Genomic DNA, 25,085 nt, shown 5'->3' with positions numbered 1-25,085 from the left:
CGGCAGGTCACTGACTCCGCCCCTGGCCCTTGACGGTGAGGATGCCGTCCAGGGTAGTGGCGGTGATCCGCAGGCGCTCGGCGGTGGCGATGTCGTTCTTTACCGTCTCGTCCACCTTGCCGCCGCAGACCACCAGCACACGGGCCCTCCGCAGGTAGTCCCGCGCCATGTCGATACCGTCCTTGTGCTCCTGGGGGATACTGTCCTTCAGGAACAGGGGCAGGAACAGCAGGGGGCAGACTGGGGAGAAGCCCGCGTCGTACACCTGACGGCACCAGCGGGCGGCGTTCTCCGTGTTCTCGAACTCGTTCCCGCCCCAGGGGGCGGTGATATAAGCCAGAGGCCGTTTCATAGGCAAATCCTTTCTCCCGGCCATTCCGGGCATAAAATAAGGCGGCCCGTTCAGCCGCCGTAGTCGTGGTGGAAATCGTGGTTGACCAGCATGGTGTAGTGATTGTCTGTAGAGCTGGGTGCATTGAACAGGGCGGCCAGCAGATAAGCCTTGGTGTTCCAGACGCGGGTGGTGTTCTCGCTGATGCCGTCCAGCACCTTTTCGATGTGGCTGGAGGTGATCTGCTCAAACCGCTGTTGGACAAAGGCGGTGGGATACTCCGCGTCCCGCCCGATCTTGATCGTGGGGCTGCGGGTCATGGCTACCTCCAGCATAATCTCCACGAACTCGTCCACCTGGGTCCGGTTGACAGGGGTACAAATCAGGTCATACTCAATCTGTTCCCGAATCTCCTTTCGCTTCTCATACACGTCCGTCATTCCTTCCGCCGCAGGCGCAGAAAGAACGAATGAATGAGTGCTTGATCTTGATAGATGCGTATTTGATTTTTGAGTATTTGATCTCTTAGTATTTAATTCTGCGGGCTTTTCCGTAGATGGTTCCCCCATATCCGGCTCCACCAGATACGGGTTTTCCGTATCTGGTGCGTCCGTATCTGGCGGAGGCGTATCTGGTCCCGGTTCCTCTGGCGGTTCCTCCGCAGCGGGGCGGGGCTTCTCGTAGATGGTGTACTCGGTGTCGCTGATGCGCCCGCCGGGGCCTCGAAGCTGGCGGCGAACGATGTAGCCCGCCTTTTCCAGCTCCCGCAGCGCCCCGCCAATGGCGTCCACGCCCTCCTTGCAGATGGCCGCAAGGCCCCGGGTGGTGTAGTTCCACTCGTCTGGCAGGGAGAGCATCATGGACAGCAGACCCTTGGCTTTCAAGCTCAGGGCCGTGTCCTTCAGGTGGTGGTTGCTCATTACGGTATAGTCCCGCGTCCGTTCTATGCGGAAAACTGCCATGTTCTGTCACTTCCTATGTAGCGTCGTTAGGGGCGTTGGGCTGGATGGGGGCGGTCTGCGCCTTCTCGCGGGCAAACCGTTCCTCCAGCCGGGCAACGCTCCAGTTGGATTTGAACTGCCCCAGGGGGCTGGGGCCAAACTGCGCCCTGGCCCGGTTGTCCAGATCCAGCAGCCGTGCCCACAGCTCCGGGTGGTGCCGCCGCAGGCTCCGCAGCGCCCCAATCCGCTGGAAGGGGCAGCACCAGCAGGAGGCCCGGTGATAAATCTCATAGAGGCCGCCGAAGTCAAAGCCCCGGTCATAGCACAGTTGCAGGGCCTGGGCCTCGGTGATGCCCCAGTCCACCAGGGGATAGTTGAGGCCCTTGCACCGCCACGCCTCGTCCGCCGCAATCCCCACATATTGCTGAAGCTGGTGCGCCCCCTTGAGCCGGTTGACCTCCTTGCTGATAAGGTGGGTCTTGAGCTGGCCGGTACACCAGCGGACCTTGATGCCCGGCCAGCCGTTGCCGTAGGGCGGGATGCCCAGCCGTGCCCGGTTTTCCAGGCAGGACGGCTTCTGTTTCGGTTCCTCGAACATCATGTACTCGAAGCTCTTGGGGGAGCGCAGGGCGGTGATATGCAGGCCACGCTCCCGGAACAGGTACTCGTCTACCTTGGCGATGTGGCCGTACATCTCCGGGAACTCCATGCCGGTATCCGCCCAAATTACCGCGTCAATGGGCAGGCCGCGCTCGATCATCAGCAAAGTAAGGCAGGTGGAATCTTTGCCACCGCTCAGGCTGATGGCATGGAAATCATCTTTGGGTGTAACAGCAGCGCCCATTCATGGGCACGCCTTTCAGACCTCCTTTTCCGATTACAGCTCATAGACCGGCTGCTCATTCTCAAAACAAGGGCCGCATAGCTCGTCCAGGGCCTCGGACAGATCATCCAGGTCCAGGCACATCTCGCTCCGCGCCGGGTCTCCCTTGATGGTGCGGTATTCGGTGACATACCCGCCGCCCTCATACTCCACGCGCACACAGGCCACACAGACAAGGCTCATATCCTCCAGCAGCCACAGCTCCAGGGTCCGGGTGGTGACGGCGATCTCCGCCGTGCTCTGGTCCATCTCCTCATACAGCAGGGTGGCCCGCTGGTGGAACAGCTCCTCCCCCCGGTAGTTGAAGGACTTCTCATGCTGGCCCTGGGTGGTATAGGCATATACCGTCCGGGCCTTGTCCCGCACGGCCTGAGTCAGGGCATGGAAGTCGATGTCCCCCAGGTAGTCCATGGCGTCCTCCGAAGGGTCGCCGTCCTCCGCCATCCTGGCACAAAACAGGCGGGTAATCTCCTCCCGCAGGCGGTCCATCTCGTACATAACAATCCCTCCATTCATCAATCAGTGATGCTTTTTCTTTTTTGGCTTGATAATGTGGCCTTCTACCACCAGGGCGTGGCAAATAATACGAATTTCCTTGCGTTCCTGGCTTTTGAGAATCCTCTGGTGTCCCTGTTCACTGAGGAACAGCCGGGCGGTCTCCCCCCGCAGGGCGATGAGGTTGTCGTCCTTGAGAACTTCAAACTCCACCATGTGCCGGGTGTCGTCCCGGAACCGCTCCACCGCCAGCAGGTCATGGCCCCGTGTCGTGAACTGCCTCATATCTTGGACCCCCGTTCCCGGATGTCCAGGGCGGGCAGCCCATACCGGGCAATCAAGGTGGCGTTGACAATGAGGCGCAGGGCCTCGTCGTCCACAAGATCCCTGTCCGGCAGGTCCTGGGCCGTGGGGACCGTGCCGCCGTAGAGGTCCCGCGCCGCCGAGAGAAGGGCGTAGTCCTGGAGCGAAATCCCCCGGCGGTCCGCGTAGGCGGCCTCAAAGCCATGCCGGTAGAAACAGTTGACAGTCCGCTGCCACAGTTCCGCGCTGGAGGTCAGCAGAAACAGGGCGGCATAATAGGCGGAAGTGTCCCGGCGGCGGTAGTAGCCCAGGCGGGCCTTGGCCTGCTCCATCCGCTTCGGGTGTTGGCTGTCCCGCCAGAGTGTGCCGGGAAAGCTGGCGATCATCGGCCAGAGGCGGACGGGCAGAATACCTTGCTGCCCAAAAGTCTCCTGGACGGCCTCATAGTAACCCACCACACCAGCCTCAACCCGCTCGGCCAGCCAGGGACAGCCCTGGGCGGTACAGCCGGCCTTGGGGTTGTACTCGGTGCAGAGGCAGCAGCGGACGTGCTCCGGCTTGTATCGAAATGTGCAGATAAACATGGTGTCCTCCTGATTTTGGGCGCAAAAAAACCGGACAACATCCATGTGTCCGGCTGTGCTCCCAGTATTGAATTATCTCTCCTGGCTGCGCTGGCGCTTTTTCTGCCACGCCTCCAGCAGCTTGATGATGGTCTCCTGCATCCGCTTGGGCGTATAGGAGCGGGGGAAGTATTTGTGGAGGGTGTCGCTGGTAAACGTCACCTTGTCCTGTGCATCCTTTTTTTCCTCCAATAGAATCTCCCGCGCCTGCTCCACGGTCAGCGCCTTTTGCTGGCTGAGTTTTTTTATACGCTGGGCCTGTGAAAGCGAGGGCATATTCTGGGAGTAGTCCATGCCGTCCAGCACCATACGTTGCTCGTCATGGGTAAGGGCAGCCAAAGGGTAAGCCGTACTCAGGCCGATTTCGCCCTCGTCCACCAGCTTCATCAGGGGCGGGACGAGGTTTGTCAGGCTGGCATACCGGCGTAGAGTGTCTCCGCTGATGCCGAGACTTTTCCCGATCTCATCGTCGCTGCGCAACTTCGCCGCAATTTGCGGCGAAGTTAAATCCGTCCGTGCTCCCTGATGCTTGGAGACCTCCAGCCGGAGGCGGTAGGCCCATGCCCGTTCACTGGGGAGCACATCTTCCCGCTGGATATTGCTGTCCACCAGCTCGGTGGCGGCCTCCTCATCCGTCATATTACGAATGATAACGGGCATATCCGGGATGCCCGCCAGCTCACTGGCCCGGTGCCGCCGCTGTCCGGAGATGATCTCATACCCGCCCTCCGGGTCCGGGCGGACCACGCCGGGGTAGGTGACGCCCCGCTCTCTGATGCGGGCCACAAGCTGGATCATGGTGGGGTCGTCATCCCGCACCAGATAGGGCTGGTTCCGGGGCATGAGGCCCCGGAGGGTGGGATACCCCTTAAAGGGGTGCAGCTCTGTGAGCGGTAGACGCACTACCGTTTCGTTCTGCGGGGAGGAACGGGATTTAGGAGTGGGGGGCTGGGAAGGGTCAATCTTATCACTCAACCAGTACGACCTCCTTCAATAGAAAAAGGGCGTTCCCAAACGGAACGCCCTCAAAAATCGGTTTGTGATATTTGATTTTTGACTGTAAATACTGTTTGTCGATTGCCCTCAAACCATTGATATTCCTTGCTTTTCGGGATAAATCCTATAAGACCACTCGTACCATATTAAGGGACAAACTTTAATACAAAAACAGCCCTCCAAATCGGAAGGCTTTTGTACCTATGCCTGGAAAGCCTGATATTGTGGGCCTTTCCGGGCTTTTTCTGTTTTCCGTGAGCTTGGCAATACAACTCGCCAGCGGGCCTGGTTTTGGCATGCTGGCATGGTAAGCGTTTGGAAGTTCACTTTTGCCCCCTCCGGTCTATACGAATAAAGAAATGAGAAAACGCTAAAAGTGTCCCTCGCCAACCAGCGCCTCATATCCCATACAGAACAATTTAGCAGGAACCTCTGAGGCTCCCACTTTCTTTATTTTATAACCGTTCGAAAGGTACTCCGCAATCCCCACAGATTACATTGATTTCCCGATATTTCTCATCGCTGGCGTTCCGGATTTCATTGATACTGCAGCAGCCGTAACCACGCCTGCTGTTTGGGGATACGGTGATCGCCGGGCGAGTCAATTCGCATCATCATAAAAAATCTTGCTTCCATTCGATATAAGCAACGCTGTCCTCCATTTCTTTAATGGATTCTTGCAGCGCTTCCTGCTTCTTTGCCAGCATTTCTTTTCTTGGGATAATCGTATCATTTTTTACCGCAAAGATTTTCCCTATTTGCGCTGATTTGTGCTATAATCTTTGTACGAGCTGATAGGGAGGGATTGGATGAGCCTGTATAATATTGCAAGGGAGCAGTGGCAAGCGTGGCATGTGACAACCGCAGAGGATCTGGATTTGCGGCTGGACAGTTTCCGCATTCTGTTTGCCTACCACTCCGGTAAAATAGAGAATGAGGAGATCTCGTATCATGACACCCGTGAGATCTTTGAAAACGGCAAGGTTGTCGGCTATACCGGAAGTCCCCGTTCGTTGTTTGAGCAACAGAATCAGAAAACTTGTTATGAGTTCCTGCGGAGAAAGATTCCCGAAAAAGAGCCGCTGTCCATTCCTCTGATTCGTGAGATCCACCGCGTATTGACCGAGGGGACCTATGATGAACAGCGGTATGTTGTGAATGAGGAGCGCCCTGGGGATTTCAAGAAACATGACTATGTGACAGGTATCCATGAAGTTGGCTCCTATCCCGATGAAGTCGAAGAAGATTTGACCGAGCTGCTGGATGAAGTCAATACCATCGGACAGAAGGACCCGCTGAAAGCTGGTGCCTACTTCCACGCCCGGTTCGAGAATATCCATCCCTTTGCTGACGGGAATGGCCGCGTAGGGCGGACCCTGCTCAACTACTGGCTGATGATCAACGACTACCCTCCTATGATCATTTACGAAGAGGACAAGAAAGAATATTACAGTGTCCTACAGCAATACGATGAGCAGGAAACTCTGGAACCGCTTGTATCTTTCCTTGAGGAGCAGACTGTAAAGACCTGGAATCGTGCCATGCGCCTGTCACAAAATGAGGCCCCGCAGAGAAAAGGTTTGGATTTTCATATGATGTGAGGGGGGACACGAGCCGGCTTGCGCCTTTTGCGTGGGAAATTGAAAACGGAGGCTTGATTTCCGCACCGGAAAGCGCTATCCATATCTTATGGGATATATATTAAAAAAACAGATAAAATTCGGATTAATAAAAGGAGGAAGACGGTGGGAGCGGCGAAAGACAAGCTCGCCCCGTGGTGCCGGGCTCATGGGAAAGAGAGCCTTCTTGCTCTATATGACGAGAGCAACAGCCAGTTCGCAGAGGAAGCGGCCTATTCCTCTGCAAAAACACGGAAGTGGCGCTGTCCTGTATGCGGAATGTCCTGGACAGGCAGCACCAACAAAATGAACCGGCTGTCTCTGGGCAGCTACAATGTAATCAAGAAGCGGTCGGAGAAAACCTATTGCCCTTATTGCAAGGGAGAGCGGGTGTCCCCAGGCTATTGCCTGCTGGCGGAGCGCCCCTGGACGGGGGAGTTCTGGGATGCGGAGCGGAATGGCGAACCGGCGGAGGCGCTGGAGAGATATTTGCCCGGGACCCACAAGAAGTTCTTCTTCCGCTGTGGGGTATGCGGCTACTCCTTCCCAAAGCCCATCGCCCCCAGGGACATTGACGGGAAGCTGCGCTGTCCGGAGTGCGGAAATGGCAGGAGCCGGGAGGTGACGGAGCGTAGTTGTCTGGCCAGTCGGTTTCCCCAAATTGCGAAGGAGCTGGTGGATGAGATGAACGGGGGACTGAACGGACGGAACATCCGCCCCAGCTACCAGAAAAGCCCGCTGTGGTTCTGTTGTCCCGAGGGGCATCTCTACCAGGCGTGGGTGTATAACAGAACCGGGCGAGGGGATGGCTGCCCTCGGTGCGGCCAGCGCAAGAAAACCTCGTTCATGGAGCAAACGATTTTCTACTACCTGAAAAAGTGCAGCCGCGGTGTCCGGAACAACCAGATGGACAGGGGAAACAGCATCGACGTGCTGCTTCGGGAAATGCAGGTTGTTGTGGAGTACAACAGCCTCTATTACCATATGCGGGCCTGGGATAAGCAGGAGACGGAGGCAGTGGAGCGGTCGTTGGACAAGTACCAGCGGTTATCCCGGTATTACCGGATCTTTGTTGTGACGGAGTGGGAGAGAGAGGCCAAGGCGCTGACTGAGCTGAATTCTCCGCTTATCCGCCCCATCTTGGTCCCAGTATACGCCTATGCGAAGCAAACGTTTTCTGACTATAACCAGAAAATTCTGGAGCTTCTACGGCTGGTCTTTCCAGACAGGGAGAGCTATCCCAGTGTTGACATCCAGCGGGACGAGCTGGAAATTCTGACCCAGTATGTCAGTAGCGCCGTAGAGCACAGCTTTCAAGATCGGCATCCTCAGTTAGCCAAAGATTGGGACTGGCAGCGGAATGGTACGTTGGCGCCCAACATGTTCGCGCCCAATGCTTTACACAAGTTCTACTGGGTCTGCCGTAGCTGCGGCAGATCCTATCGGATGAGCATGGGCAATCGGCAGAAGGTGAATCCGGACACCTGCCCGTTCTGCTGCCGGAAGAGCCGCTATCCCTCGTCTTTGCTGGGAGAGTGTTACCCTGGACTGAGGAGTTTTTGGAACCAGAGCCTGAACGAACTTCCCTTTGACGAGGTTTCCGTGGCCTCGGAACGGACGGGAATTTTTAACGGACCGGAGGGACAGATCGTGCCTATCCGCGTCTGCAACGTTTCGAACTGGCTGTGGAAACATCCGGATCGCCATCCGGAGGAATATCTCCGGCTCCAGATTAAATACCAGGAAAAGAAAGCGCAGCGGAAGTCATAGCGACAAAACAGGCGGAACTGTTTCAGACAGTCCCGCCTGCTTCATGGAATACAAAATGCAATCTCTCACCCTCGTTTCGGCGTGACCATCTTGCGGAGCATGTCCGTGGGGATATCGCCGCTGCGGGCCGTAGAACCATCGTGACGATCTGCACTGTCATCTTCCCGCTGACGGGACTTTCGTCCCTCGAAAACCGTTCAGAGCGACCGAAGATTTGTCGCCCAAACAGTGGGAACAGCGGTCCCAAGCTGTCGGGAGAGGCAGGCCCCCGCCCCTCCCGTTGCCAAGAGGACTTGCGCACAGTATCCTCACTCGTCCCCACCGCGTTGCCAATGGCCTGGATGCTGGACCAGCATTGGTGGGTTTTGTGGTTCTCCCACCGCTGCAGGAAACTATATACCGCCAATTCCCCAGGATACAGCTCCGGGAGAACGACACCTCCCTGTTTTACCGTTCCATCTATACAGGCGACAGGCAGGACTATTCACAAGAAAGTAAAAGAAGACCAAACTGAAATCCCCCCTGCCGCTTTGGGCGGCAGGGGGGATTTATGGTCTAATCATTCTAAAAATTCTACACTGTCATCTTCACCAATAGCGAGTTTGATATACGTCATCACGTCATCCTCGTATGTGCTGTACACCCCCAGGTAAGCGGTATCTGGTGCAAGTTCGGTTTTGCAGTATGTTGTGCCGTTAAAGGCAAAATCGGGGCCGCCAGTTAGCACGCCGATGGCGGATTCCGTTTCCACAGTGACACCATTACAGGCGATGAACACCTTGATGAGGTTGTCATCCAATGTGGTTTCCTTGGCGGCGCCGGAAGTGACCTCTTTACAGGTGACAACGGAACCCTCCCCGAAAGAGCAATTGCTTCCCAGGCTGACCATGGCGTGGTAATCGCCTGCGATGGTAAGGCCACCGTTAAAAACACAGTTTTCAAAATAGACATAGTATTAGCTCCATTACGCGTACTGGCAGGGTCAACGGTAACCATTTGATCAAAGGTCATATCATAAACCACGGTTGGTTCTCCGGCTTTCAGCAAATAATCGTACTGCACCTCGGTAGCATCGGAGGAGGGGACGACAACTTGCGAGGTGGAGTTCGAACTCGCGCAGGCGCAAAGTGTCAGCAGCGTGACAGCAAAAAGATAAAAACGGCTTTTTCATAATTGTACATCCTTCCTTTTTCTATTTTGATAGATAGGACAAGGGGGAGTCCTTATTGGTTAAATGCCCTTTTTGTCCGCTGTTCTTGCTGCCGTCGTTTGCCAATTGAAAACTTTCTGTTTCCGTTTCGCATTCCCGAAAAACGCCGGTATCTGTTATCTGCGGGACGGACAGAGAGCGGCGTTTATCGACAAAAGCGGGTTTTGATGATAAGATTTATATAAACCTGAAAACGGAGGGGCAACAGGATGGACAAGCCAAAGCAGATGATCGTTATGCGGCGCGACTTGAAAATGCGAAAAGGGAAAATCGCCGCACAGGCTGGACATGCGTGCGTGACCGCTGTGCTCGCGGCGCTGGAAAAGGAGCGTCGGCTGGGACAGGTGCGCGTGGAAGCCGGCGGTATCCTGCTGGCGCCGGATGGCGGGGCGGCAACTCCGCTGAGCGAGTGGTTTGCAAGAGGCGTGGCCAAGGTATGCGTATATGTCGATTCCGAGGAAGAACTGCTTGAAATCGACCGAAAGGCAAAAGCGGCCGGTCTGCTGTCCGCGCTGATTTGTGACAACGGGCTGACGGAATTTCATGGGCAGCCGACCTATACCTGTCTGGCGCTCGAACCCGCGCTGCCCGAACAGGTCGATCCGATCACAGGGGAGCTGCCGCTGTTTTAACGGGCAAAAGGGAAAAGCAATCGTTTCGGGCAGGGTACGCAAAACCGCAGGTTTTGCGTACCCTGCCTTTTTGTGCATACAAAGAAAACGGAAAAATAAAACGACGGCGGAAATATGCGCGGATTCTTACTTTTATTTTACATGGATTTCGTTGCGGTTGGCAGGGCGCTCCGGTACAATTGCTTAGGCGAGAAAATCAGATGAAAAAGCAGATTGGAAAGGAGCCTTTTTGTGCTGGAACTCAAGCATATCAAAAAGTCCTATGATGGGACGCCCGTGCTCAGGGATATCTCGATTCAGGTAGGGGACGGGGAGATCGTTTCGATCCTGGGACCGTCCGGCTGCGGCAAGACGACGCTGCTCAACCTGATTTTGGGCATCACGGACGCAGACGAGGGGCAGATCCTCTACAATGGCGAGGATCTGACGCATACGGCGATGGAGAAGCGGGGCTTTAACATCGTCTTTCAGGATTACGCGCTGTTCCCGAACCTGAATGTTTATAAGAATATCATTTACGGTCTGAAAAACAGGCCGGGGATCTCCGCACGGGAAGAGGTGGAGGAACTGATCGACCTGCTCGGCCTGCGCGAGCACCTGGATAAGCGCATCGATCAATTGTCGGGCGGCCAGAAACAGCGCGTGGCGCTGGCGCGCACTATGGTGATGAAGCCGCGCATCCTGCTGCTCGACGAACCGCTCTCCGCGCTGGACGGAGTCATCAAGGAGTCGATCAAGGACCGTATCCGCACGATTGCGAAGGAGTACCACCTGACAACCATCATCGTCACACACGATCCGGAGGAAGCGCTCACGCTTTCCGACCGCGTGCTGATTATCGACCAGGGAAGTATTTCGCAGTATGCGCAGCCCGCGGAGATCATCCGCCGGCCGCAGAACGATTTTGTGCGGAAATTCATTTTGAACCAGCTTGAGATCAAGCGGAACAATATCTATGCGCTGTTTGGAGGCGGGGCGGCGCGCGGCAAGGCGGTGTGATTCGGTATGATGCGCAAGAACAGGGAACTGCGGATCGTCTTCCTCGGAATCGTCGTGTTGTTCGTGGTGTTCCTTGCCATACCGGCGCTGCAGCTTCTGCTCAAATCCGTTTGGGGGGCAAACGGGCTGACCGCGGAATTCTACGCCTCGGTATTTTCGCAAAAGGGCTTTGGAGCAGCCCTGCGCAACAGCTTTGTTGTTTCCGCGGCCGCGGCCGCAGCGGCGGTAATGCTGGCGTTTGTGATCGCGTATGCGATTCACTATACGCGCCTGCCGCGTCCGTGCAAACGGATGCTGCAGGCGGCCGCGACGCTGCCCATGTTCCTCCCAACCATCACCTACGGCTTTGCCATCATCTATTCGTTTGGCAAGCAGGGACTGATTACCCAACTGCTCGGCTTCCAATTGTTCAATATCTACGGCTTCGGCGGCCTGATGACCGGCTATGTCATCTATACCATACCCGTCGCGTTCCTGCTGATCCACAATACGATGGGATACATTGATAAAAAAACGCTGACGGTTTCCAGGGTGATGGGGGATGGCGCGCTGTCCACCTTCTGGATCGGCGTCCTCCGGCCGCTGCTGGGGACGCTCGCGGGGGCGTTCATCCAGGCGTTTTTCCTCAGCTTCACGGATTTCGGCATACCGGCGTCGGTCGGCGGCCGGTATGAGGTCGTGGCAACCGTGCTGTATAACCAGATGCTCGGCGGCATACCGGATTTTAACCGCGGCGCGGTCGTCGCCATGATTATGCTGCTTCCCTCGATCGGCAGCATCTGCCTGCTGCAGCTGTTGGAGCGGTTTAATATCCGTTACAGCCGCATTTCGGATGCGGAGCTGCGCAGGAACACGGCGCGCGACGCGGGCTGGGGGGTGTCGGGCGCGGTGATCGCGGCGGCGGTGCTGGCGGTGTTCGCGGTGATTTTTGTTGTGCCGCTGGTGGAGGACTGGCCGTACCGCACGGCGTTCTCGCTCGAGCATGTGCGCGAGGTGCTGTCCGACAGCAACCTGCTCCGTATTTACACGCGTTCCATCTGGACGGCGCTGTTGACCGCGCTGTTCGGGACGCTGCTGGCTTACGGCGCCGCGCTGATTACGGCGCGCAGCTCGCTGTCGGGAGGGTATAAGAAAGCGGTCGAAAGCATCGCGCTTGTGACGAACACCATTCCGGGCATGGTGCTGGGCATCGCGTTCCTGTTTTCCTTCTCAGGCTCGGCGCTGCAGAACACGCTGGCGCTGATGGTCCTGTGCAACATCGTCCACTATTTTTCCACGCCCTATCTGATGATGAAGAACTCGCTCTCCAAAATGAATGCGGGCTGGGAGACGACCGCGATGCTCATGGGGGACAGCTGGATCAAAACCATTCTGCGCGTGGTCACGCCTAACGCGCTGTCCAGCCTGATCGAGGTGTTCAGCTATTACTTTATCAACGGTATGGTCACGATCAGCGCGCTGGTCTTCATCGCGGGCGCGCGCACCATGGTGCTGACGACCGAGATCAAGCAGCTGCAATATGTCAATAAGTTCAACGAAGTGTTCGTTCTGTCGCTGCTGATCCTGTTTACCAACCTGATTGCAAAAGCGCTGTTTTCCTGGCTTGCCAACCGCAGCGCGCAGAAGAAAAAGGCGTGACGCAGCCGGCGTTTCGCCTGCAAACAAACTTTGTATCTATCGCTTACGATAACAGACCGGAAAGGAATTTGATTATGATGAAACTGAGAAAACTGGTGTCGCTGGGCCTTGCCTGCTCGCTGTCCCTGTCCGTTTTGGCGGGCTGCGGCGCGAAAGCTGCGGATGAGCAGGTCATTATCTACTCCAACGCGGACGACGAGGCAATCACCGCCATGTCCAACGCGCTGGACGCCAACGGCTATGAGGGCAGGTACATTTTTGAGACGTTCGGCACCTCCGAGCTGGGCGGCAAGCTGCTTGCCGAGGGAACGAATCTGGAGGCCGATCTGGTGACCATGAGCACCTTTTACCTGCAGAGCGCGCAGGAGCAGAACGGCATGTTCCTGCCGCTGGAATTTGACGTGAACACGCTGGAAGCCGTGCCGGACTACACCGCGCCGATCACCTCGCAGGAGGGGGCGATCATCGTCAATACCGAGGTGCTGGCCGAGGCGGGGCTGGACAAGCCGGCCAGCCTGCAGGACCTTGCCGACCCGAAATACGCGGGACAGGTTGCGGTGACGGATATCCAGTCCTCCTCGACCGCGTGGCTGCTGATACAGGCGCTTGTCTCCGCGTATGGTGAGGACGGCGCCCAGGAGGTGCTGCACGGCATCTATGAAAATGCGGGCGACCATATCGAATCCTCCGGCTCCGCGCCGCTCAAGCTGTGCCGCGCGGGCGAGGTGGCTATCGGCTTCGGCCTGCGCCATCAGGCGGTCGCGGACAAGGCGGACGGACTGCCGATCGATTTTGTCGACCCGACGGAGGGCAACTTCTCCCTAACCGAGTCGGTCGCCGTGCTGGACAAGGGCGACGCGACCAATCCGGAGGCCATGAAGATGGCGCAGTGCATCATTGAGAACGGCCGCGCGGCGCTGCAGCAGACCTATCCCAACCCGCTTTACGAGGGGGAGGGCGCGGATTCCGCCAACAAATCCGCTTACCCCAAAACCTTTGACCAGCCGCTGACCTTTGAACTGTTCTCCGCGCATCAGGCGCTTTCCGAAGCGGCCAAGCCGTAAGACAGGGGGGACCGATTATGACGCAAACCTATAAGCTTCTTACCCCGGGGCCGCTGACGACCACGGACTCGGTCAAGCGGGAAATGCTGGTGGACCGCTGCACCTGGGATGACGACTATAAGGCCGTGACCCAGAAAATACGCCGCCGGCTGTTGGAACTGGCGCAGGTGTCCGAGCAGGAGTATACGGCGGTGCTGATGCAGGGCAGCGGCACGTTCGGCGTGGAAAGCGTGCTGTCCAGCGTAGTCGGCGCGCAGGATAAGCTGCTGATCTGCTCGAACGGCGCTTACGGGGAGCGCCAGGTTCAGATCTGCGAATGGAACCGCATCCCGTATGCGCACTATGCGGAGGCTTACGACAAGGTGCCGGACGCGCGCAAGGTTGCGGACCTGCTGGCGCGGGACCCGTCCATTACGCATGTGGCTATGGTACACAGTGAAACCACGACCGGCATCCTGAACGATATCCAGGCCGTCGGCGCCGCGGTCAAGGCGGCGGGCCGCACATTCATCGTGGACGCGATGAGCTCGTTCGGCGGCGTGGAAATTCCGGTCGCGGACTGGGGCATCGATTTTCTGATTTCGAGCGCGAACAAGTGCATCCAGGGCGTGCCGGGGTTTTCGTTTATCCTCTGCCGGCGCGCCGCCCTGCTGGCCAGCGAGGGCAAGGCGCGCTCGCTGTCGCTCAACCTGCTCGACCAGTGGCGCGGCATGGAGCGGGACGGCAAATGGCGCTACACCTCGCCGACGCATGTTGTGCTGGCGTTTTCCAAAGCGCTGGAGGAACTGGCGGAGGAGGGCGGCATTCCGGCGCGTCACCGTCGCTACGCGGCCAACAACCGCCTGCTGATCGAACGTATGCGGCAGCTCGGTTTTACCACCTACATCGGGCCGGAGCACCAGTCGCCGATCATCACGACGTTTTGCTATCCGGCGGGCGTTTCGTTCCGCTTTCCGGAATTCTATCAGTACATCAAGGCGCGCGGCTATGCGATCTACCCCGGCAAGCTGACCGAGCGGGATACGTTCCGCATCGGCACCATCGGCGAGGTTTACGAGGAGGATATCGAAAAGCTGGCCGCGATTATTTCCGATTTTCTGCGTGAGAGGAAAGGGGAGACTGCATGATACAGGCGGTGATTTTTGACTGGGCGGGTACGACCGTGGACTATGGCTGCTTCGCGCCGGTACAGGCCTTTATCGAGGCGTTCCGTCAGTTCGGCGTTGAGCCGACCATGGAGGAGACGCGCGCCCCCATGGGGCTGCTGAAAAAAGACCATATCCGGACAATGCTGGGGATGGAGCGTATCGCGCGGGCCTGGCGGCAGGCGCACGGCAGGCCGGCCGGAGAGGCTGACGTGGAAGCGATTTACGCACAGTTCGAGCCTGGGCTGCTTTCCATTCTGGAGCAGTTCACCGCACCCAAGCCGCATGCCTGCGAAGCGGCGGCCGCGCTGCGCGATATGGGCGTCAGGATTGGCTCGACGACCGGCTACACGGATGCGATGATGGAGATTGTCGCGCCGTGTGCGGCACGGCAGGGCTACGCGCCCGATCTCTGGCTCAGTCCGGACAGCGTTGGCGGCCTGGGCCGTCCCTATCCGTACATGATCTTTGAGAACATGCGGCGGCTGGGCGTCTCCTCAGTGAAAAATGTGCTCAAGATCGGCGATACGGTGTCCGATATACAGGAGGGCGTCAACGCGGGCGTCTGGACGGCTGGCGTAATCGAAGGCAGCTCGGCGCTCGGCCTGAGCGAGGAGGCGTTTCGCGCGCTTCCACCGGAGGAACGGGAGGCGCGCTGCCGCGAAGCCGCGCGCCGCTTCCGCGAGGCGGGCGCGCATTTCGTGCTGCGCACCCTGGCCGATGCGCCGCGTCTGGCGGCGTTTTTGGGCGGGTGACAGGCCTGCAAAAGAAGCGCGGGACATACAAAAAGGGACGTCTGTAAGACGTCCCTTTTTTGATTGGGGGAATCAGCTTTGGACGGTTTCCGCGGTTTTCTTTTCCCGACGGAAACGCACCATGCCCGTGCGGTCGAGGGCGACCATGAGCACGGGGATGAAAACAAGCTGGAGGATGATGCCGGGGATGGCGGTCAAAAACGCGCCGGACAGGAACAGCTGCCAGGTAAACGGCTCGCCGCCCACGCCGGTGAGCAGCACACGGACAACGCCCCATACGATGCGCCCGCCGATCATCGCCGCGATCAGGGAGCGGTACAGCGATATGACGCACTGCCAGCGGGAGTGATTGTACAGGTAGCCGGCGATGATGCCGTAGGCGGCCAGTTCAAAGGCCATGGCGATGCCGGTTGGGAAGATCGGCGGCATACCGAACATGGCATACCGCAGCAGGGGAAGGACAAAGCCCACCAGGCCGCCGTACTGCCAGCCGCAGAGCAGGCCGCAGAGCAGGACCGGCAGATGCATGGGCAGCAACATGCCGCCGATCTGCGGAATCTGTCCGGTGAAAAACGGAAGGACGATGCCGAGGGCCATGCACAGTGCGGCGAGGACCAGATCGTAAATGCGCTGTTTGGATGTTTTCTGTTTCATAGCGGGGATACTCCTTATCAAAAGTCTGGATATGCGCCTCTTCTGAGGGCGGGGCCTTCATGGCTTTTTTACGGAGCGCGGGGGAGAAAACCGCCTTCGTGGCGGGGTGCGTCAAAGGAAGAACGCGCTCGTGTCGAGCGTCATGTCGCTGCCGGAGGCAACGCGGTACCGCTGGAAATATCGCTCCTCAAAGGGGATCCAGCGTTCCTGAAACGCGGCGTAGTGCGCGCCCTCCCTCGCCTGCAGGCGGCGGGCCTGGGCTTCGGCCGAGCAGGTCAGGAACAGCCGCAGGTCGTAAAAGCCGGACAGCGACGGATGCAGGGAATAGCTCCCCTCCACAATGGTAAGGGAGGCGGGCGCAAGCGTTTCCGGCGCGAGCATTTGTCCGGTCTGGCAGGAATACGGCCGGTAGACGGCGCTGCCGCCGGCGCGGAGCGGGACGAGGACCTCCTCGCGGAACCGCGAGAGATCCATATTCCCAGCCGGCTGCTCCGTCCAATCCGGCGGGCGCTGGTCAAACGGGAGGTAAAAATCATCCATATGTACCACGTGGCAGGGGAACAGCTCCTGCAGAAGCTGCGCGAAGCCGGTTTTGCCGCTGCCGCAGCGGCCATCGACCGCAACGATAGCGGGCCTGCCGCTCTGCGTCAGCCGCTGCACCGACAAAAGGGCGGGGAAGTAGCCCGCGTAGGCGGTGCGAAGCAAGCGGTAATGCGGCCGGTAGGCGGCGCGGAACGCCTCGCTGTGGCGGGGCGGCGGGCAGCCCTGCGCGCGGTAGTCCGCCACCCAGTCCGCCATGCAGGGGACCGGCAGGGAGGAGAGGGCGTCCAGCCGCCGCGCCAGCCCGTCTGCGGAGCCGTGGTGCGCGGCGGCCGTGCGGAGGACCAGATCGGCCAACAGGGGGACCGCCGACGCCGCATCCAACCGGCGCTCCAGATGGAAGCGCGACAGGCCGTTCCCGAGCGGGTCGGGCGCGGGGGCGCAGGCATCCGGCGCAAGCGTCTCCCACTCGCGGAAAAGCGCCTGCCGGACTGCGGTCCGGTCCGAGGCCAGATGCGCCGGCCCGAATTCACTTTGATACGCCAGCTTGCCGAAATCCTGCGGCTGCATCGCGGGGTAGCGCTCTCTATGGAGCTGCAGGATGCTTGCAAACGACAGGCTCATGAGGACAGCTCCCGCACCGCCAGCTCCGCTGCGCGCTGGAGGTATTCGTCAAGCCGGCGGTCCTCCGTCCCCGCGACAAAAATGCCGCAGGTCGAAGAGGGGATCAGGATTTTAGGGGCTTCTGCCCCGGATACTGCGGAAGCCATGGCGGGCGAAACCTCGCCCATGATGCCGTTTGCCAGGATAATGCCGATCGGGCCGAGGATCAGATCCGCGCGGGCGGCATTGTAGATAACGGCGTTTTCGCCGGTCGCTCCTTGCGCCGCCCCGGCCTTGAGCATCGCGTTTGTGGCGAGAACATTGGTGCCGACACAGCGCAGCACGCAGTCCTGCGGCAAAACAGGCGCCAGAAGGCGGATAAGCTGCGCCCCCATGCCGCCGCCCTGTCCGTCCAGAACCAGCACGCGGCGGGACTGTTGTTTTTTCATGGGTCTGCCTCCTCTGATGGGGATTCAATGGCGGCTATGGGACCGGCCTGCCTTCTGGCGCCGGTCCGCAGCCGCCGGATCGCATACGACCGAACCTGCTTCCGGATACAGTATACATTACATTTTATTATATCAGCCGACCAGGGTGGTGCGTCAAGCCCCAATTAGAAAAATATGAGAATCCGCATCAGGCCGGTGCGGTGGAAAGGCCGCGCTTGAGCTCGCTTACAAACACTTCGGCCGCGCGGGTGAACACCTGGTACTTTTTCCACGCCAGGTACATCCAGGACTCGAGCCGCGGCTCGAGCGGGCGGAAACACAGGTTGCGGCTGCCCGACAGGTCCACCAGCTTGTCCAGCGTGAACAGGCAGCCCATGCCCTCCTCCACGGCCAGGACGAGTGTGTTGACCAGATTGCCGGTGGCCACCACCCGCAGCTTTTCATAGCCGTAGCCCAGCCAGCCGGAAAGCCCGTCCTCCCCCTCCAACTGGCGGGAGGCGATGAGCGGGACGCCGGGCAGGTCCTCCGGACGGATGCGCGTCAGCCGCGCCAGCGGATGATCCCTGCGCATCAGAAGCCCCCAGGTATCCGGACTGGGCAGGCGCAGATAGTCGTATTTGCCCATGTCGAACGGCTCGATGAGCGTACCGAAATCGATTAACCCCTGGTCCAGCCGGTCGGTCACGTCGTAGCCGTCCCCGCTGGAAAAATGGAAGCGGATGGCCGGATACCGGCGCTGGATCTGCTGGGCGGTCTGTACGATCAGGCGCATGCCCTCGGTTTCGCCACCGCCGATGTACAGGTCGCCGCTGACGCCTTCGTCCGGCGCGCTGACCTCAGCCTTGGTTTTTTCCATTAGAGAGACGATTTCCTCGGCGCGCTTGCGCAGTAACATCCCCTCCTTGGTCAGCGTGATGCGGCGCTTGCCGCGCAGGAAAAGCTGCTTGCCCAGCTCGCGCTCCAGTTCCATGAGCTGCTTGGACAGGGGCGGCTGGGTCATGTGCAGCGACGCCGCGGCGCCGGAAATGGTCTGCTCCCGCGCGACCGCGAGAAAATATTCCAAAACCCGAATGTCCATGCGATCCCTCCTTCTGTGGGTAGTATAGCATGCCTTATTATATCTTTCAAGAATGATAAAGTATTCTTTATATGTATTTGCTATTTCTTTTTCGGCGGTTTATACTCAAGTCAGGGAAAGGGAGCGAGGTCATGAAGGAGCAGGAACTTCGGCGGCGCGTAAGGCAGAACCTGCTGGACGCGGGCTGCGGGGAAGCGCTCGCCCGGGAATTCTGGCGGCTGTTCGAGTGCGGAAAGCACGGCGAAGGGCTGGCGCTGCTGGCCGGACACCGGCGCCTTCTGCTCGAGCGCTGCCATGCGGAACAGCGGAGAATCGACTGTTTGGATTACCTGATTTACCAGCTTGAGCATAGCGAGACATTCCGCGCAGAAAGGGAGTAACCGATGCACGAGACAAAAATCGAAGAACAGGCGAAGCGGGCGGGCCTGCCCGTCTACCAGTACATGCGCATCGCGTCCCAGCGCGCCATGAAGCTGAGCGCCGAGCTCAACTTCTCCTACCACGAGCCGGAGGAGGTCGCGCGGCTGTTCTCCGAGCTCACCGGCAAGCCGGTGGGCGAGGGCTTCTGCCTGTTCCCGCCCTTTTACACCGACTACGGCCAGAACATCACCATCGGTAAGGACGTGTTCATCAACACGAGCTGCCACTTCCAGGACCAGGGCGGCATCACCATCGGGGACGGGGCGCTCATCGGCCACAACGTGGTGCTGGCCACGCTCAACCACAACGAGGACCCCGCCCGCCGCGACGAGCTCATCCCCCAGCCCATCACCATCGGCAAGCGGGTGTGGATTGGCGCGAACGCGACCATTACCCCGGGCGTGACCATCGGGGACGGGGCCATCGTGGCCGCCGGGGCGGTGGTCACGCGCGACGTACCCGCCGGGATGGTGGTGGGCGGCGTGCCCGCCCGCATCCTGCGGCCCATCCGTAAGGAGGAAACGCCATGAAAAAACGCCGGCTGCTGCTGACCGCCTGCCTGGCCTGCGGCCTGACTCTGAGCGCCTGCGCGGGGATGTCCCGCGAGCAGATGGAGGACTGGATGGAAGGGATGGATGGGTCCCAGACCCCTGCTGCGGCCGAGAGCGGCCGGTTTAATTTCGACACCCGCCGCGTCACCCTGAACAGCGGCTATGAAATGCCCATCTACGGCCTGGGTACATACAGCCTGCACGGCGAGGAATGTACGGGTGCGGTCACGGCGGCGCTGGAAAACGGCGTGCGGCTGTTCGACACCGCCCACGCCTACGGCAACGAGGTGGAAATCGGGCAGGCCATCCGCGCTTCCGGCGTGCCGCGCGAGGAGATCTTTGTCATCACCAAGCTCTACCCCGACCAGTTTGCCGACCCCGAAGCCGCCATCGATGAGGCGCTGGAAAAGCTCGATTTGGGCTACATCGACATGATGCTGCTCCACCACCCGGGCGACGGGGACGCGGAAGCGTACCGCGCGATGGAGCGGTACGCCGCGGAGGGCAAGATACGCTCGCTCGGCCTGTCCAACTGGTATATCGAGGAGCTCGAGGACTTCCTGCCGCAAATCAGTGTGCCGCCCGCGCTGGTGCAGAACGAAATCCACCCCTATTACCAGGAGAACGACGTCATCCCCTATATCCAGGCGCTGGGCGTCGTGGTGCAGGGCTGGTACCCGCTGGGCGGGCGCGGCCATACGGCCGAGCTGCTGGGCGATCCGGTCATCTCGCAGATTGCGGCCGCGCATGGCAAGTCCTCCGCCCAGGTCATTTTGCGCTGGAACCTGCAAAAGGGCGTGGTGGTCATCCCGGGCTCGAGCAACCCCGACCACATCCGGGAGAACACCGAGCTGTTTGACTTTGCGCTGACCGACGAGGAGATGGCGCAGATCAACGCCCTGGACCGCAACGAAAAACACGACTGGTACTAAGGCAACGCCGCACCATTGCATCTTCGATGCTTTGCGGAAATTTTAGGCCATAACGAAAGGATGAATACCCCCATGGAAAAACTGCATCTGACACAGGAATGGGACAAGACCTTCCCGCAGAGCGCGGCTGTCGCGCACAGCAAGGTCACCTTCTGCAACCGCTACGGCATCACGCTCGCGGCCGACGTATACGTCCCCAAGGACGGGCAGGGCAAGCGGGCGGCGATCGCGGTGTGCGGGCCGTTCGGCGCGGTCAAGGAGCAGGCCGCGGGCCTGTACGCCCAGACCATGGCCGAGCGCGGCTTTGTGACGCTGGCCTTTGACCCCTCGTTCACCGGCGAGAGCGGCGGCGCGCCCCGCTACATGGCCTCGCCGGACATCAACACCGAGGACTTCCAGGCCGCGGTCGATTACCTCTCCCTGCGGGAGGATGTGGACGCGGATAAGATTGGCCTGATCGGCATCTGCGGCTGGGGCGGGCTGGCCATAAACGCGGCCGCGCTGGACACCCGCGTGCGGGCTACCGTGGCTGCGACCATGTACGACATGGCCCGCGTGAACGCCAAGGGATATTTTGACGCCGAGGACTCGGCCGACGCGCGCTACGCCAGAAAGCAGGCCCTCAACGCCCAGCGGCTCGAGGACTGCAAAAACGGCGCTTATGCGCTCGGCGGCGGCGTGGTTGACCCGCTGCCCGAGGACGCGCCCTTCTTTGTCAAGGACTACTACGACTACTACAAAACGCCGCGCGGCTACCATCCCCGCTCGCTCAACTCCAACGGGGGCTGGAACGTGACCGGCTGCATGTCGTTCTTAAACCAGCCGATTTTGCAGTACAGCCGCGAGATACGCAGCGCGGTGCTGCTGGTACACGGCGAAAAGGCGCATTCCTGCTATTTCAGTCGGGATGCCTATGCCGCCATGGTCGAGGGCAGCCCCTACGCGGACAACAAGGAGCTGCTGCTCCTGCCCGATACCGTCCACACCGACCTGTACGACGGCGGCGGCAAGAACGCCATCCCGTTCGACAAGCTGACGGAATTTTTCCGGACGTACCTGGGATAAATACCGGCGCCGCGGAGAGCGGGGCGGGACAGGCAAAAAAGGGCGTGCCGCCAGGCGGCACGCCCTTTCCGGCTTCGCGGGGGGATGTCCTATTGCGTTTGACCGCGTGCCGCGGTATGATAAGGGCAGGAGGGAAAGCGATGGATATTCGGGTTTTGCAGTATTTCCTGGTGGTGGCAAGGGAGGAGAATATCACGCGTGCGGCAGGGCTGCTCCATATAACGCAGCCGACGCTGTCCCGTCAGTTGATGCAGCTGGAGGAGGAACTGGGGACAAAGCTGCTGGTGCGGAGCAACCACAATGTAACGCTGACGGAGGAAGGGTTCCTGTTCCGGCGGCGGGCGCAGGAGCTGGTGGAGCTGGCGGCGCGCGCCAAATCCGAACTGGCCGGCGGCGGAGAGGTGCTGGCGGGGCGTATTGCGATCGGCTGCGGGGAGACCCGCGCGGTCAAAGAACTGGCCGAGCGCATCGCGGCGTTCCAGCGGCGGCATCCGCTGGTCAAGTTTGAGCTATACAGCGGCAGCAACGAGGATATTCAGGAGCGGATGGAGCGGGGAACACTGGATATGGGGCTGTTTTTGGAGCCGTTCCATGCCGCGCGCTATGCGTACATCCGCATGCAGACAAAGGAACAGTGGGGCGTTCTGCTCCACAGGGAGCATCCGCTGGCGGGAGCGCGCTGCATCCGGCCGGGCGATCTGGTTGGAACACGGGTCGTGACCGTACACATCGATACGCCGGTTCATGCGACCCTGGCGGAATGGTCGGGAGAATATGCGAAGGAAATGGATTTCTGCGCCAATTATAATGTGCTGCATAACGGAGTGGTTCTGGCGCGGGAGCAAAAAGGAGTGGTCATCTGCCTTAAGCCGGACTGCCAGTATGCAGATATGGAGTACCTGCCGTTCGAGCCGCCGCTGGAATTCGGCTCCGTGCTGGCCTGGAAGGATGGTATGGCCAAGGCGCGGGCGGTTCGCGCCTTTTTACAGTTTGTCAGACCGGCATAAAACAGAAATGCGCAGAATGAATCACGAGCTATGAAACACAGGTATTTTACATTTCGGAAAACGCGGCTTATACTATTGATGTACGGAGCGGCGCAGCCGTCTCCGGAGAAACAGAAAAACCCATCCGCGCAGGCGCGGTATGGGCGGGAAACCATGCAGGGAGGCATACAAAATGGATTTTTTTGAAACGGTCAAAAAACGGTATTCATGCAAAAAATTTGACGGACGGGCGGTGGAAAAGGACCGGTTGGAAGCGATTTTTGCGGCCGGCCGGCTGGCTCCTACAGCCAAAAACCTGCAGGAGCAGCATGTCTATGTTGTGCAGTCCGAGAGTGGGCTCGCCAAGCTCGATCAGGCGACGCCCTGCCGCTATGGCGCTGCCACCGTTCTGGTGGTTGCGTATGATAGGAACAATGTGTTTACCTACCCGGGCGGCAAACGGGATTCGGGCGCCGAGGACGCCGCGATTGTGGCGACGCACATGATGCTGGCCGCGGCGGCGGTCGGAGTCGATAGCTGCTGGATCAACTTTTTCGATCCGGACGTCATGGCGAAAACGCTGGGCCTGCCCGAGACGGAAGAGGTGCTGATGCTGTTGGATTTGGGCTATGCCGCGGAGGGCGCGGGGCCGCTGCCGACACATGAGCAGAGAAAGGACCTTTCGGAAACGGTCAGCTATTTGTGAGCGGGGATAGGGACGCTGTTCAAGCGGCTGTCTCCAAGGCTCAGACGGCCGCGTCCAGAACCGCACCGATATCCTTCTGGAAGCAGAGCGACCGGCGCTGGATCGTCCGAGGGGCAAAGGCTTCCCGATCATTGACGCAGATATAGGTGGCGTTGGGATTCTGCTCGGTCAGACGCCAGAAAGGGTATTTGATGATGGACGGCGTATTGCCGCCTACGCCTAATTCCAGATACACCACCCGCAGCCCCTCGTGCCGCCGCAGAAAGCGTTCATATCGCGCGGCGGCGGCATACCAGCCGCCGTCCTGCACAAAGGTCTGATCGCAGCGCAGGTTCATGGACATGGGCCGTCCGCACACCGGACAGCGGGGGAGCAGCTCCGCCGGCACACGCATATCCTTTTGTTCGGCGGCCATGCGGCGGACGGTTTCTTCATTGTCCCAGGTCTTTTGGCAGCAGGGCTTTGAACACTGCCACAGGCCGTAGTCCCCCTGGGTATAGAACAGCCGCTCTTTATCAAATCCGGCAAGCTGGAACTGATGGTCCACGTTGGTGGTCAGCACAAAGTAGTCCTTGCCGCGCACCAGCCGCAGCAGCGCGTTATAGACCGGTTTCGGAGCTTTTTCGTAGCGGTTGATCATGATGTGGCGGCTCCACCAGGCCCAATATTCCTCCGGCGTTCCGAAAGGATAGAAGCCGCCGGCATACATATCGCGGATGCCGTACTTCCGGATGAAATCCCCGAAGTGCTTCTCAAAGCGATGGCCGGAGTAGGTCAGGCCCGCGGCGGCGGACAGGCCGGCGCCCGCGCCGATGAGCACCGCGTCCGCCTGTTCGAGCGCCCGCCGTATCCGCGCAAGCGGTTCAGAGCAGGCTGCGGTAGAGGTCTGCGTCAATATCCTTGAAAACATTGAAAATCACCTTTCTGATGGAAGTGGGTGTTTGCAGAAATGCTTTGACCGTGCGGACTGCGATAGCCGCCGCCTCCTGATGGGGGAAGCGGAACTCTCCCGTGGAGATGCAGCAGAACGCCACGCTTTCCAGGGACTGTGCCGCCGCCAGCTCCAGACAGGAGCGGTAGCAGGCGGCCAGCAGCTCCCGATCGCGTCGGGTCACACGGCCCTGTATGATGGGGCCGACGGTGTGCAGCACATATCGGGCGGGCAGGTTGTAGGCTTTGGTCAGCTTGGCCCGCCCGGCGGGCTCCGGATGGCCCTGCCGCTCCATCAGCCGGTGGCACTCGTCTCGGAGCTGAAGGCCCGCCGCCGAGTGGATGGCGTTATCGATGCACCCGTGGCAGGGGACAAAGCAACCCAGCAGACCGCTGTTGTCCGCGTCTACAATGGCGTCTGCGTTCAGGCGGGTGATATCCCCCTGCCATAGAACCAGACGGGGATCGGCCGCGGCAGCCGGAAGGGCGGCGACGTCCACCACACCCTTTTCCTCCCGCTCCGCGGAGAGCAAGGCGTCCTGCACGGCCAGGAAGCCGGTATCCAGCGGCAGCGGCGGGCGCACATTCATCAGGCTGCGGAGCAGCCTTCGCTGCGACTGTGCATCGCGGGGGAATGCGTCTGCCTGCTCCCGATAGACGGGCATCTCCCTGAGCAGCGCTTCGATCAGATATTGGATTTGTGCGAAACGGTCCATAAAGGCTCCTCCTTATCCGAAAGGTCGGTTATCGCACCGCGTACGGCCTGT

28 protein-coding genes are annotated in these 25,085 nt (G+C 59.6%); 14 read left to right on the top strand and 14 right to left on the bottom strand.

From position 1 onward, the window contains the following. Positions 1–7 precede the first annotated feature (7 nt). The 7 genes from ACYQ3S_RS12320 to ACYQ3S_RS12290 all read right to left on the bottom strand — a co-directional run bounded on the left by ACYQ3S_RS12320 (position 8) and on the right by ACYQ3S_RS12290 (position 4,551). Positions 8–352, bottom strand: a complete 345-nt coding sequence (locus tag ACYQ3S_RS12320) for a DUF7768 domain-containing protein (protein WP_459689472.1) — start codon at positions 350–352, stop codon at positions 8–10. 50 nt (positions 353–402) lie between these two features. Next, positions 403–1,293, bottom strand: coding sequence for a DUF6017 domain-containing protein (locus ACYQ3S_RS12315; protein WP_459689470.1), 891 nt, complete (start codon positions 1,291–1,293; stop codon positions 403–405). 13 nt (positions 1,294–1,306) lie between these two features. Beyond that, entirely contained in the window at positions 1,307–2,116 is an 810-nt protein-coding gene (locus ACYQ3S_RS12310) for a phosphoadenosine phosphosulfate reductase domain-containing protein (protein WP_459689468.1), read from the bottom strand. A gap of 33 nt (positions 2,117–2,149) precedes the next feature. Then, entirely contained in the window at positions 2,150–2,653 is a 504-nt protein-coding gene (locus ACYQ3S_RS12305; protein WP_459689467.1) for a hypothetical protein, read from the bottom strand. 21 nt (positions 2,654–2,674) lie between these two features. Then, positions 2,675–2,935: a DUF5720 family protein gene (locus ACYQ3S_RS12300; protein ID WP_459689465.1), complete on the bottom strand. Its 261-nt coding sequence runs from the start codon at positions 2,933–2,935 to the stop codon at positions 2,675–2,677. Beyond that, positions 2,932–3,537: a hypothetical protein gene (locus ACYQ3S_RS12295; protein WP_459689464.1), complete on the bottom strand. Its 606-nt coding sequence runs from the start codon at positions 3,535–3,537 to the stop codon at positions 2,932–2,934. Before ACYQ3S_RS12295 ends, ACYQ3S_RS12300 begins: the two co-directional genes overlap by 4 nt. A gap of 72 nt (positions 3,538–3,609) precedes the next feature. Next, complete coding sequence (locus ACYQ3S_RS12290; protein WP_459689462.1) at positions 3,610–4,551, bottom strand: ParB/RepB/Spo0J family partition protein; 942 nt, start codon at positions 4,549–4,551, stop codon at positions 3,610–3,612. Between the two features lie 830 nt (positions 4,552–5,381). Here ACYQ3S_RS12290 and ACYQ3S_RS12285 point away from each other — a divergent pair. Both ACYQ3S_RS12285 and ACYQ3S_RS12280 read left to right on the top strand, forming a co-directional pair. Then, positions 5,382–6,173: a Fic family protein gene (locus tag ACYQ3S_RS12285; protein WP_459689461.1), complete on the top strand. Its 792-nt coding sequence runs from the start codon at positions 5,382–5,384 to the stop codon at positions 6,171–6,173. Between the two features lie 144 nt (positions 6,174–6,317). Continuing rightward, a complete protein-coding gene (locus ACYQ3S_RS12280) occupies positions 6,318–7,961 on the top strand; it encodes a zinc-ribbon domain-containing protein (RefSeq protein ID WP_459689459.1) in 1,644 nt (547 codons plus the stop codon). Between the two features lie 559 nt (positions 7,962–8,520). Here the strand turns inward: ACYQ3S_RS12280 and ACYQ3S_RS12275 are convergent. Further along, positions 8,521–8,850 (bottom strand): hypothetical protein, encoded by a 330-nt coding sequence (locus ACYQ3S_RS12275; RefSeq protein ID WP_459689458.1) that lies wholly within the window; start codon positions 8,848–8,850, stop codon positions 8,521–8,523. 530 nt (positions 8,851–9,380) lie between these two features. Between ACYQ3S_RS12275 and pth2 the strand changes: the two genes are divergently transcribed. The 6 genes from pth2 to phnX all read left to right on the top strand — a co-directional run bounded on the left by pth2 (position 9,381) and on the right by phnX (position 15,404). Then, a complete protein-coding gene (pth2, locus tag ACYQ3S_RS12270) occupies positions 9,381–9,803 on the top strand; it encodes an aminoacyl-tRNA hydrolase (protein ID WP_459689456.1) in 423 nt (140 codons plus the stop codon). 231 nt (positions 9,804–10,034) lie between these two features. Then, positions 10,035–10,802 (top strand): ABC transporter ATP-binding protein, encoded by a 768-nt coding sequence (locus ACYQ3S_RS12265; protein ID WP_459689455.1) that lies wholly within the window; start codon positions 10,035–10,037, stop codon positions 10,800–10,802. A gap of 6 nt (positions 10,803–10,808) precedes the next feature. Further along, positions 10,809–12,440: an ABC transporter permease subunit gene (locus ACYQ3S_RS12260; protein WP_459689454.1), complete on the top strand. Its 1,632-nt coding sequence runs from the start codon at positions 10,809–10,811 to the stop codon at positions 12,438–12,440. A gap of 74 nt (positions 12,441–12,514) precedes the next feature. Then, a complete protein-coding gene (locus ACYQ3S_RS12255) occupies positions 12,515–13,504 on the top strand; it encodes an ABC transporter substrate-binding protein (protein WP_459689452.1) in 990 nt (329 codons plus the stop codon). Between the two features lie 17 nt (positions 13,505–13,521). Then, positions 13,522–14,631, top strand: coding sequence for a 2-aminoethylphosphonate--pyruvate transaminase (gene phnW / locus ACYQ3S_RS12250; RefSeq protein WP_459689450.1), 1,110 nt, complete (start codon positions 13,522–13,524; stop codon positions 14,629–14,631). Then, positions 14,628–15,404: a phosphonoacetaldehyde hydrolase gene (phnX, locus tag ACYQ3S_RS12245; RefSeq protein WP_459689448.1), complete on the top strand. Its 777-nt coding sequence runs from the start codon at positions 14,628–14,630 to the stop codon at positions 15,402–15,404. The genes phnW and phnX overlap by 4 nt, the downstream gene beginning before the upstream one ends. Positions 15,405–15,476: 72 nt before the next feature. On the opposite strand, the gene ACYQ3S_RS12240 is transcribed toward phnX, so the two are convergent. The 4 genes from ACYQ3S_RS12240 to ACYQ3S_RS12225 all read right to left on the bottom strand — a co-directional run bounded on the left by ACYQ3S_RS12240 (position 15,477) and on the right by ACYQ3S_RS12225 (position 18,728). Further along, positions 15,477–16,058, bottom strand: coding sequence for an ECF transporter S component (locus ACYQ3S_RS12240; protein WP_459689446.1), 582 nt, complete (start codon positions 16,056–16,058; stop codon positions 15,477–15,479). A gap of 111 nt (positions 16,059–16,169) precedes the next feature. Then, positions 16,170–17,222 carry a uridine kinase family protein gene (locus ACYQ3S_RS12235; protein WP_459689444.1) on the bottom strand — a complete coding sequence of 351 codons (1,053 nt, stop codon included), beginning with the start codon at positions 17,220–17,222 and terminating at the stop codon, positions 16,170–16,172. Continuing rightward, a complete protein-coding gene (locus ACYQ3S_RS12230; protein WP_459689443.1) occupies positions 17,219–17,650 on the bottom strand; it encodes a DUF3842 family protein in 432 nt (143 codons plus the stop codon). The genes ACYQ3S_RS12235 and ACYQ3S_RS12230 overlap by 4 nt, the downstream gene beginning before the upstream one ends. Positions 17,651–17,837: 187 nt before the next feature. Then, a complete protein-coding gene (locus tag ACYQ3S_RS12225) occupies positions 17,838–18,728 on the bottom strand; it encodes a LysR family transcriptional regulator (RefSeq protein ID WP_459689441.1) in 891 nt (296 codons plus the stop codon). A gap of 131 nt (positions 18,729–18,859) precedes the next feature. Here ACYQ3S_RS12225 and ACYQ3S_RS12220 point away from each other — a divergent pair, with 131 nt between their 5' ends. The 6 genes from ACYQ3S_RS12220 (at position 18,860) to ACYQ3S_RS12195 (ending at position 23,388) form a co-directional block, all read left to right on the top strand. Then, the gene (locus ACYQ3S_RS12220) at positions 18,860–19,108 is read left to right on the top strand and encodes a hypothetical protein (RefSeq protein WP_459689440.1); all 249 of its coding nucleotides are present in this window, start codon (positions 18,860–18,862) and stop codon (positions 19,106–19,108) included. A 3-nt stretch (positions 19,109–19,111) separates the two neighbouring features. Further along, entirely contained in the window at positions 19,112–19,678 is a 567-nt protein-coding gene (locus ACYQ3S_RS12215; RefSeq protein ID WP_459689439.1) for a sugar O-acetyltransferase, read from the top strand. Continuing rightward, entirely contained in the window at positions 19,675–20,631 is a 957-nt protein-coding gene (locus ACYQ3S_RS12210) for an aldo/keto reductase (protein ID WP_459689437.1), read from the top strand. The genes ACYQ3S_RS12215 and ACYQ3S_RS12210 overlap by 4 nt, the downstream gene beginning before the upstream one ends. Positions 20,632–20,703: 72 nt before the next feature. Then, entirely contained in the window at positions 20,704–21,696 is a 993-nt protein-coding gene (locus ACYQ3S_RS12205; RefSeq protein ID WP_459689436.1) for an alpha/beta hydrolase, read from the top strand. A gap of 140 nt (positions 21,697–21,836) precedes the next feature. Then, on the top strand, positions 21,837–22,703 hold the full coding sequence (locus ACYQ3S_RS12200) for a LysR family transcriptional regulator (RefSeq protein WP_459689434.1): 867 nt from the start codon (positions 21,837–21,839) through the stop codon (positions 22,701–22,703). 172 nt (positions 22,704–22,875) lie between these two features. Next, positions 22,876–23,388, top strand: a complete 513-nt coding sequence (locus ACYQ3S_RS12195) for a nitroreductase family protein (RefSeq protein ID WP_459689432.1) — start codon at positions 22,876–22,878, stop codon at positions 23,386–23,388. Between the two features lie 40 nt (positions 23,389–23,428). On the opposite strand, the gene ACYQ3S_RS12190 is transcribed toward ACYQ3S_RS12195, so the two are convergent. Both ACYQ3S_RS12190 and ACYQ3S_RS12185 read right to left on the bottom strand, forming a co-directional pair. Beyond that, positions 23,429–24,298: an SIR2 family NAD-dependent protein deacylase gene (locus tag ACYQ3S_RS12190; protein ID WP_459689431.1), complete on the bottom strand. Its 870-nt coding sequence runs from the start codon at positions 24,296–24,298 to the stop codon at positions 23,429–23,431. Further along, on the bottom strand, positions 24,252–25,034 hold the full coding sequence (locus ACYQ3S_RS12185; protein ID WP_459689430.1) for a protein-ADP-ribose hydrolase: 783 nt from the start codon (positions 25,032–25,034) through the stop codon (positions 24,252–24,254). Before ACYQ3S_RS12185 ends, ACYQ3S_RS12190 begins: the two co-directional genes overlap by 47 nt. Positions 25,035–25,085 lie beyond the last annotated feature (51 nt).

It is taken from the genome of Agathobaculum sp. TL06 (assembly GCF_054658635.1).
This window is presented reverse-complemented; position numbering and strand designations above follow the sequence as displayed.

Coding starts and splice junctions, on each gene's coding strand:
- ACYQ3S_RS12320 (WP_459689472.1), bottom strand. CDS start 352: ATGAAACGGCCTCTGGCTTATATCACCGCCCCCTGGGGCGGGAACGAG.
- ACYQ3S_RS12315 (WP_459689470.1), bottom strand. CDS start 1,293: ATGGCAGTTTTCCGCATAGAACGGACGCGGGACTATACCGTAATGAGC.
- ACYQ3S_RS12310 (WP_459689468.1), bottom strand. CDS start 2,116: ATGGGCGCTGCTGTTACACCCAAAGATGATTTCCATGCCATCAGCCTG.
- ACYQ3S_RS12305 (WP_459689467.1), bottom strand. CDS start 2,653: ATGTACGAGATGGACCGCCTGCGGGAGGAGATTACCCGCCTGTTTTGT.
- ACYQ3S_RS12300 (WP_459689465.1), bottom strand. CDS start 2,935: ATGAGGCAGTTCACGACACGGGGCCATGACCTGCTGGCGGTGGAGCGG.
- ACYQ3S_RS12295 (WP_459689464.1), bottom strand. CDS start 3,537: ATGTTTATCTGCACATTTCGATACAAGCCGGAGCACGTCCGCTGCTGC.
- ACYQ3S_RS12285 (WP_459689461.1), top strand. CDS start 5,382: ATGAGCCTGTATAATATTGCAAGGGAGCAGTGGCAAGCGTGGCATGTG.
- ACYQ3S_RS12275 (WP_459689458.1), bottom strand. CDS start 8,850: ATGGTCAGCCTGGGAAGCAATTGCTCTTTCGGGGAGGGTTCCGTTGTC.
- pth2 (WP_459689456.1), top strand. CDS start 9,381: ATGGACAAGCCAAAGCAGATGATCGTTATGCGGCGCGACTTGAAAATG.
- ACYQ3S_RS12260 (WP_459689454.1), top strand. CDS start 10,809: ATGATGCGCAAGAACAGGGAACTGCGGATCGTCTTCCTCGGAATCGTC.
- ACYQ3S_RS12255 (WP_459689452.1), top strand. CDS start 12,515: ATGATGAAACTGAGAAAACTGGTGTCGCTGGGCCTTGCCTGCTCGCTG.
- phnW (WP_459689450.1), top strand. CDS start 13,522: ATGACGCAAACCTATAAGCTTCTTACCCCGGGGCCGCTGACGACCACG.
- phnX (WP_459689448.1), top strand. CDS start 14,628: ATGATACAGGCGGTGATTTTTGACTGGGCGGGTACGACCGTGGACTAT.
- ACYQ3S_RS12240 (WP_459689446.1), bottom strand. CDS start 16,058: ATGAAACAGAAAACATCCAAACAGCGCATTTACGATCTGGTCCTCGCC.
- ACYQ3S_RS12235 (WP_459689444.1), bottom strand. CDS start 17,222: ATGAGCCTGTCGTTTGCAAGCATCCTGCAGCTCCATAGAGAGCGCTAC.
- ACYQ3S_RS12230 (WP_459689443.1), bottom strand. CDS start 17,650: ATGAAAAAACAACAGTCCCGCCGCGTGCTGGTTCTGGACGGACAGGGC.
- ACYQ3S_RS12225 (WP_459689441.1), bottom strand. CDS start 18,728: ATGGACATTCGGGTTTTGGAATATTTTCTCGCGGTCGCGCGGGAGCAG.
- ACYQ3S_RS12220 (WP_459689440.1), top strand. CDS start 18,860: ATGAAGGAGCAGGAACTTCGGCGGCGCGTAAGGCAGAACCTGCTGGAC.
- ACYQ3S_RS12215 (WP_459689439.1), top strand. CDS start 19,112: ATGCACGAGACAAAAATCGAAGAACAGGCGAAGCGGGCGGGCCTGCCC.
- ACYQ3S_RS12210 (WP_459689437.1), top strand. CDS start 19,675: ATGAAAAAACGCCGGCTGCTGCTGACCGCCTGCCTGGCCTGCGGCCTG.
- ACYQ3S_RS12205 (WP_459689436.1), top strand. CDS start 20,704: ATGGAAAAACTGCATCTGACACAGGAATGGGACAAGACCTTCCCGCAG.
- ACYQ3S_RS12200 (WP_459689434.1), top strand. CDS start 21,837: ATGGATATTCGGGTTTTGCAGTATTTCCTGGTGGTGGCAAGGGAGGAG.
- ACYQ3S_RS12195 (WP_459689432.1), top strand. CDS start 22,876: ATGGATTTTTTTGAAACGGTCAAAAAACGGTATTCATGCAAAAAATTT.
- ACYQ3S_RS12190 (WP_459689431.1), bottom strand. CDS start 24,298: ATGTTTTCAAGGATATTGACGCAGACCTCTACCGCAGCCTGCTCTGAA.
- ACYQ3S_RS12185 (WP_459689430.1), bottom strand. CDS start 25,034: ATGGACCGTTTCGCACAAATCCAATATCTGATCGAAGCGCTGCTCAGG.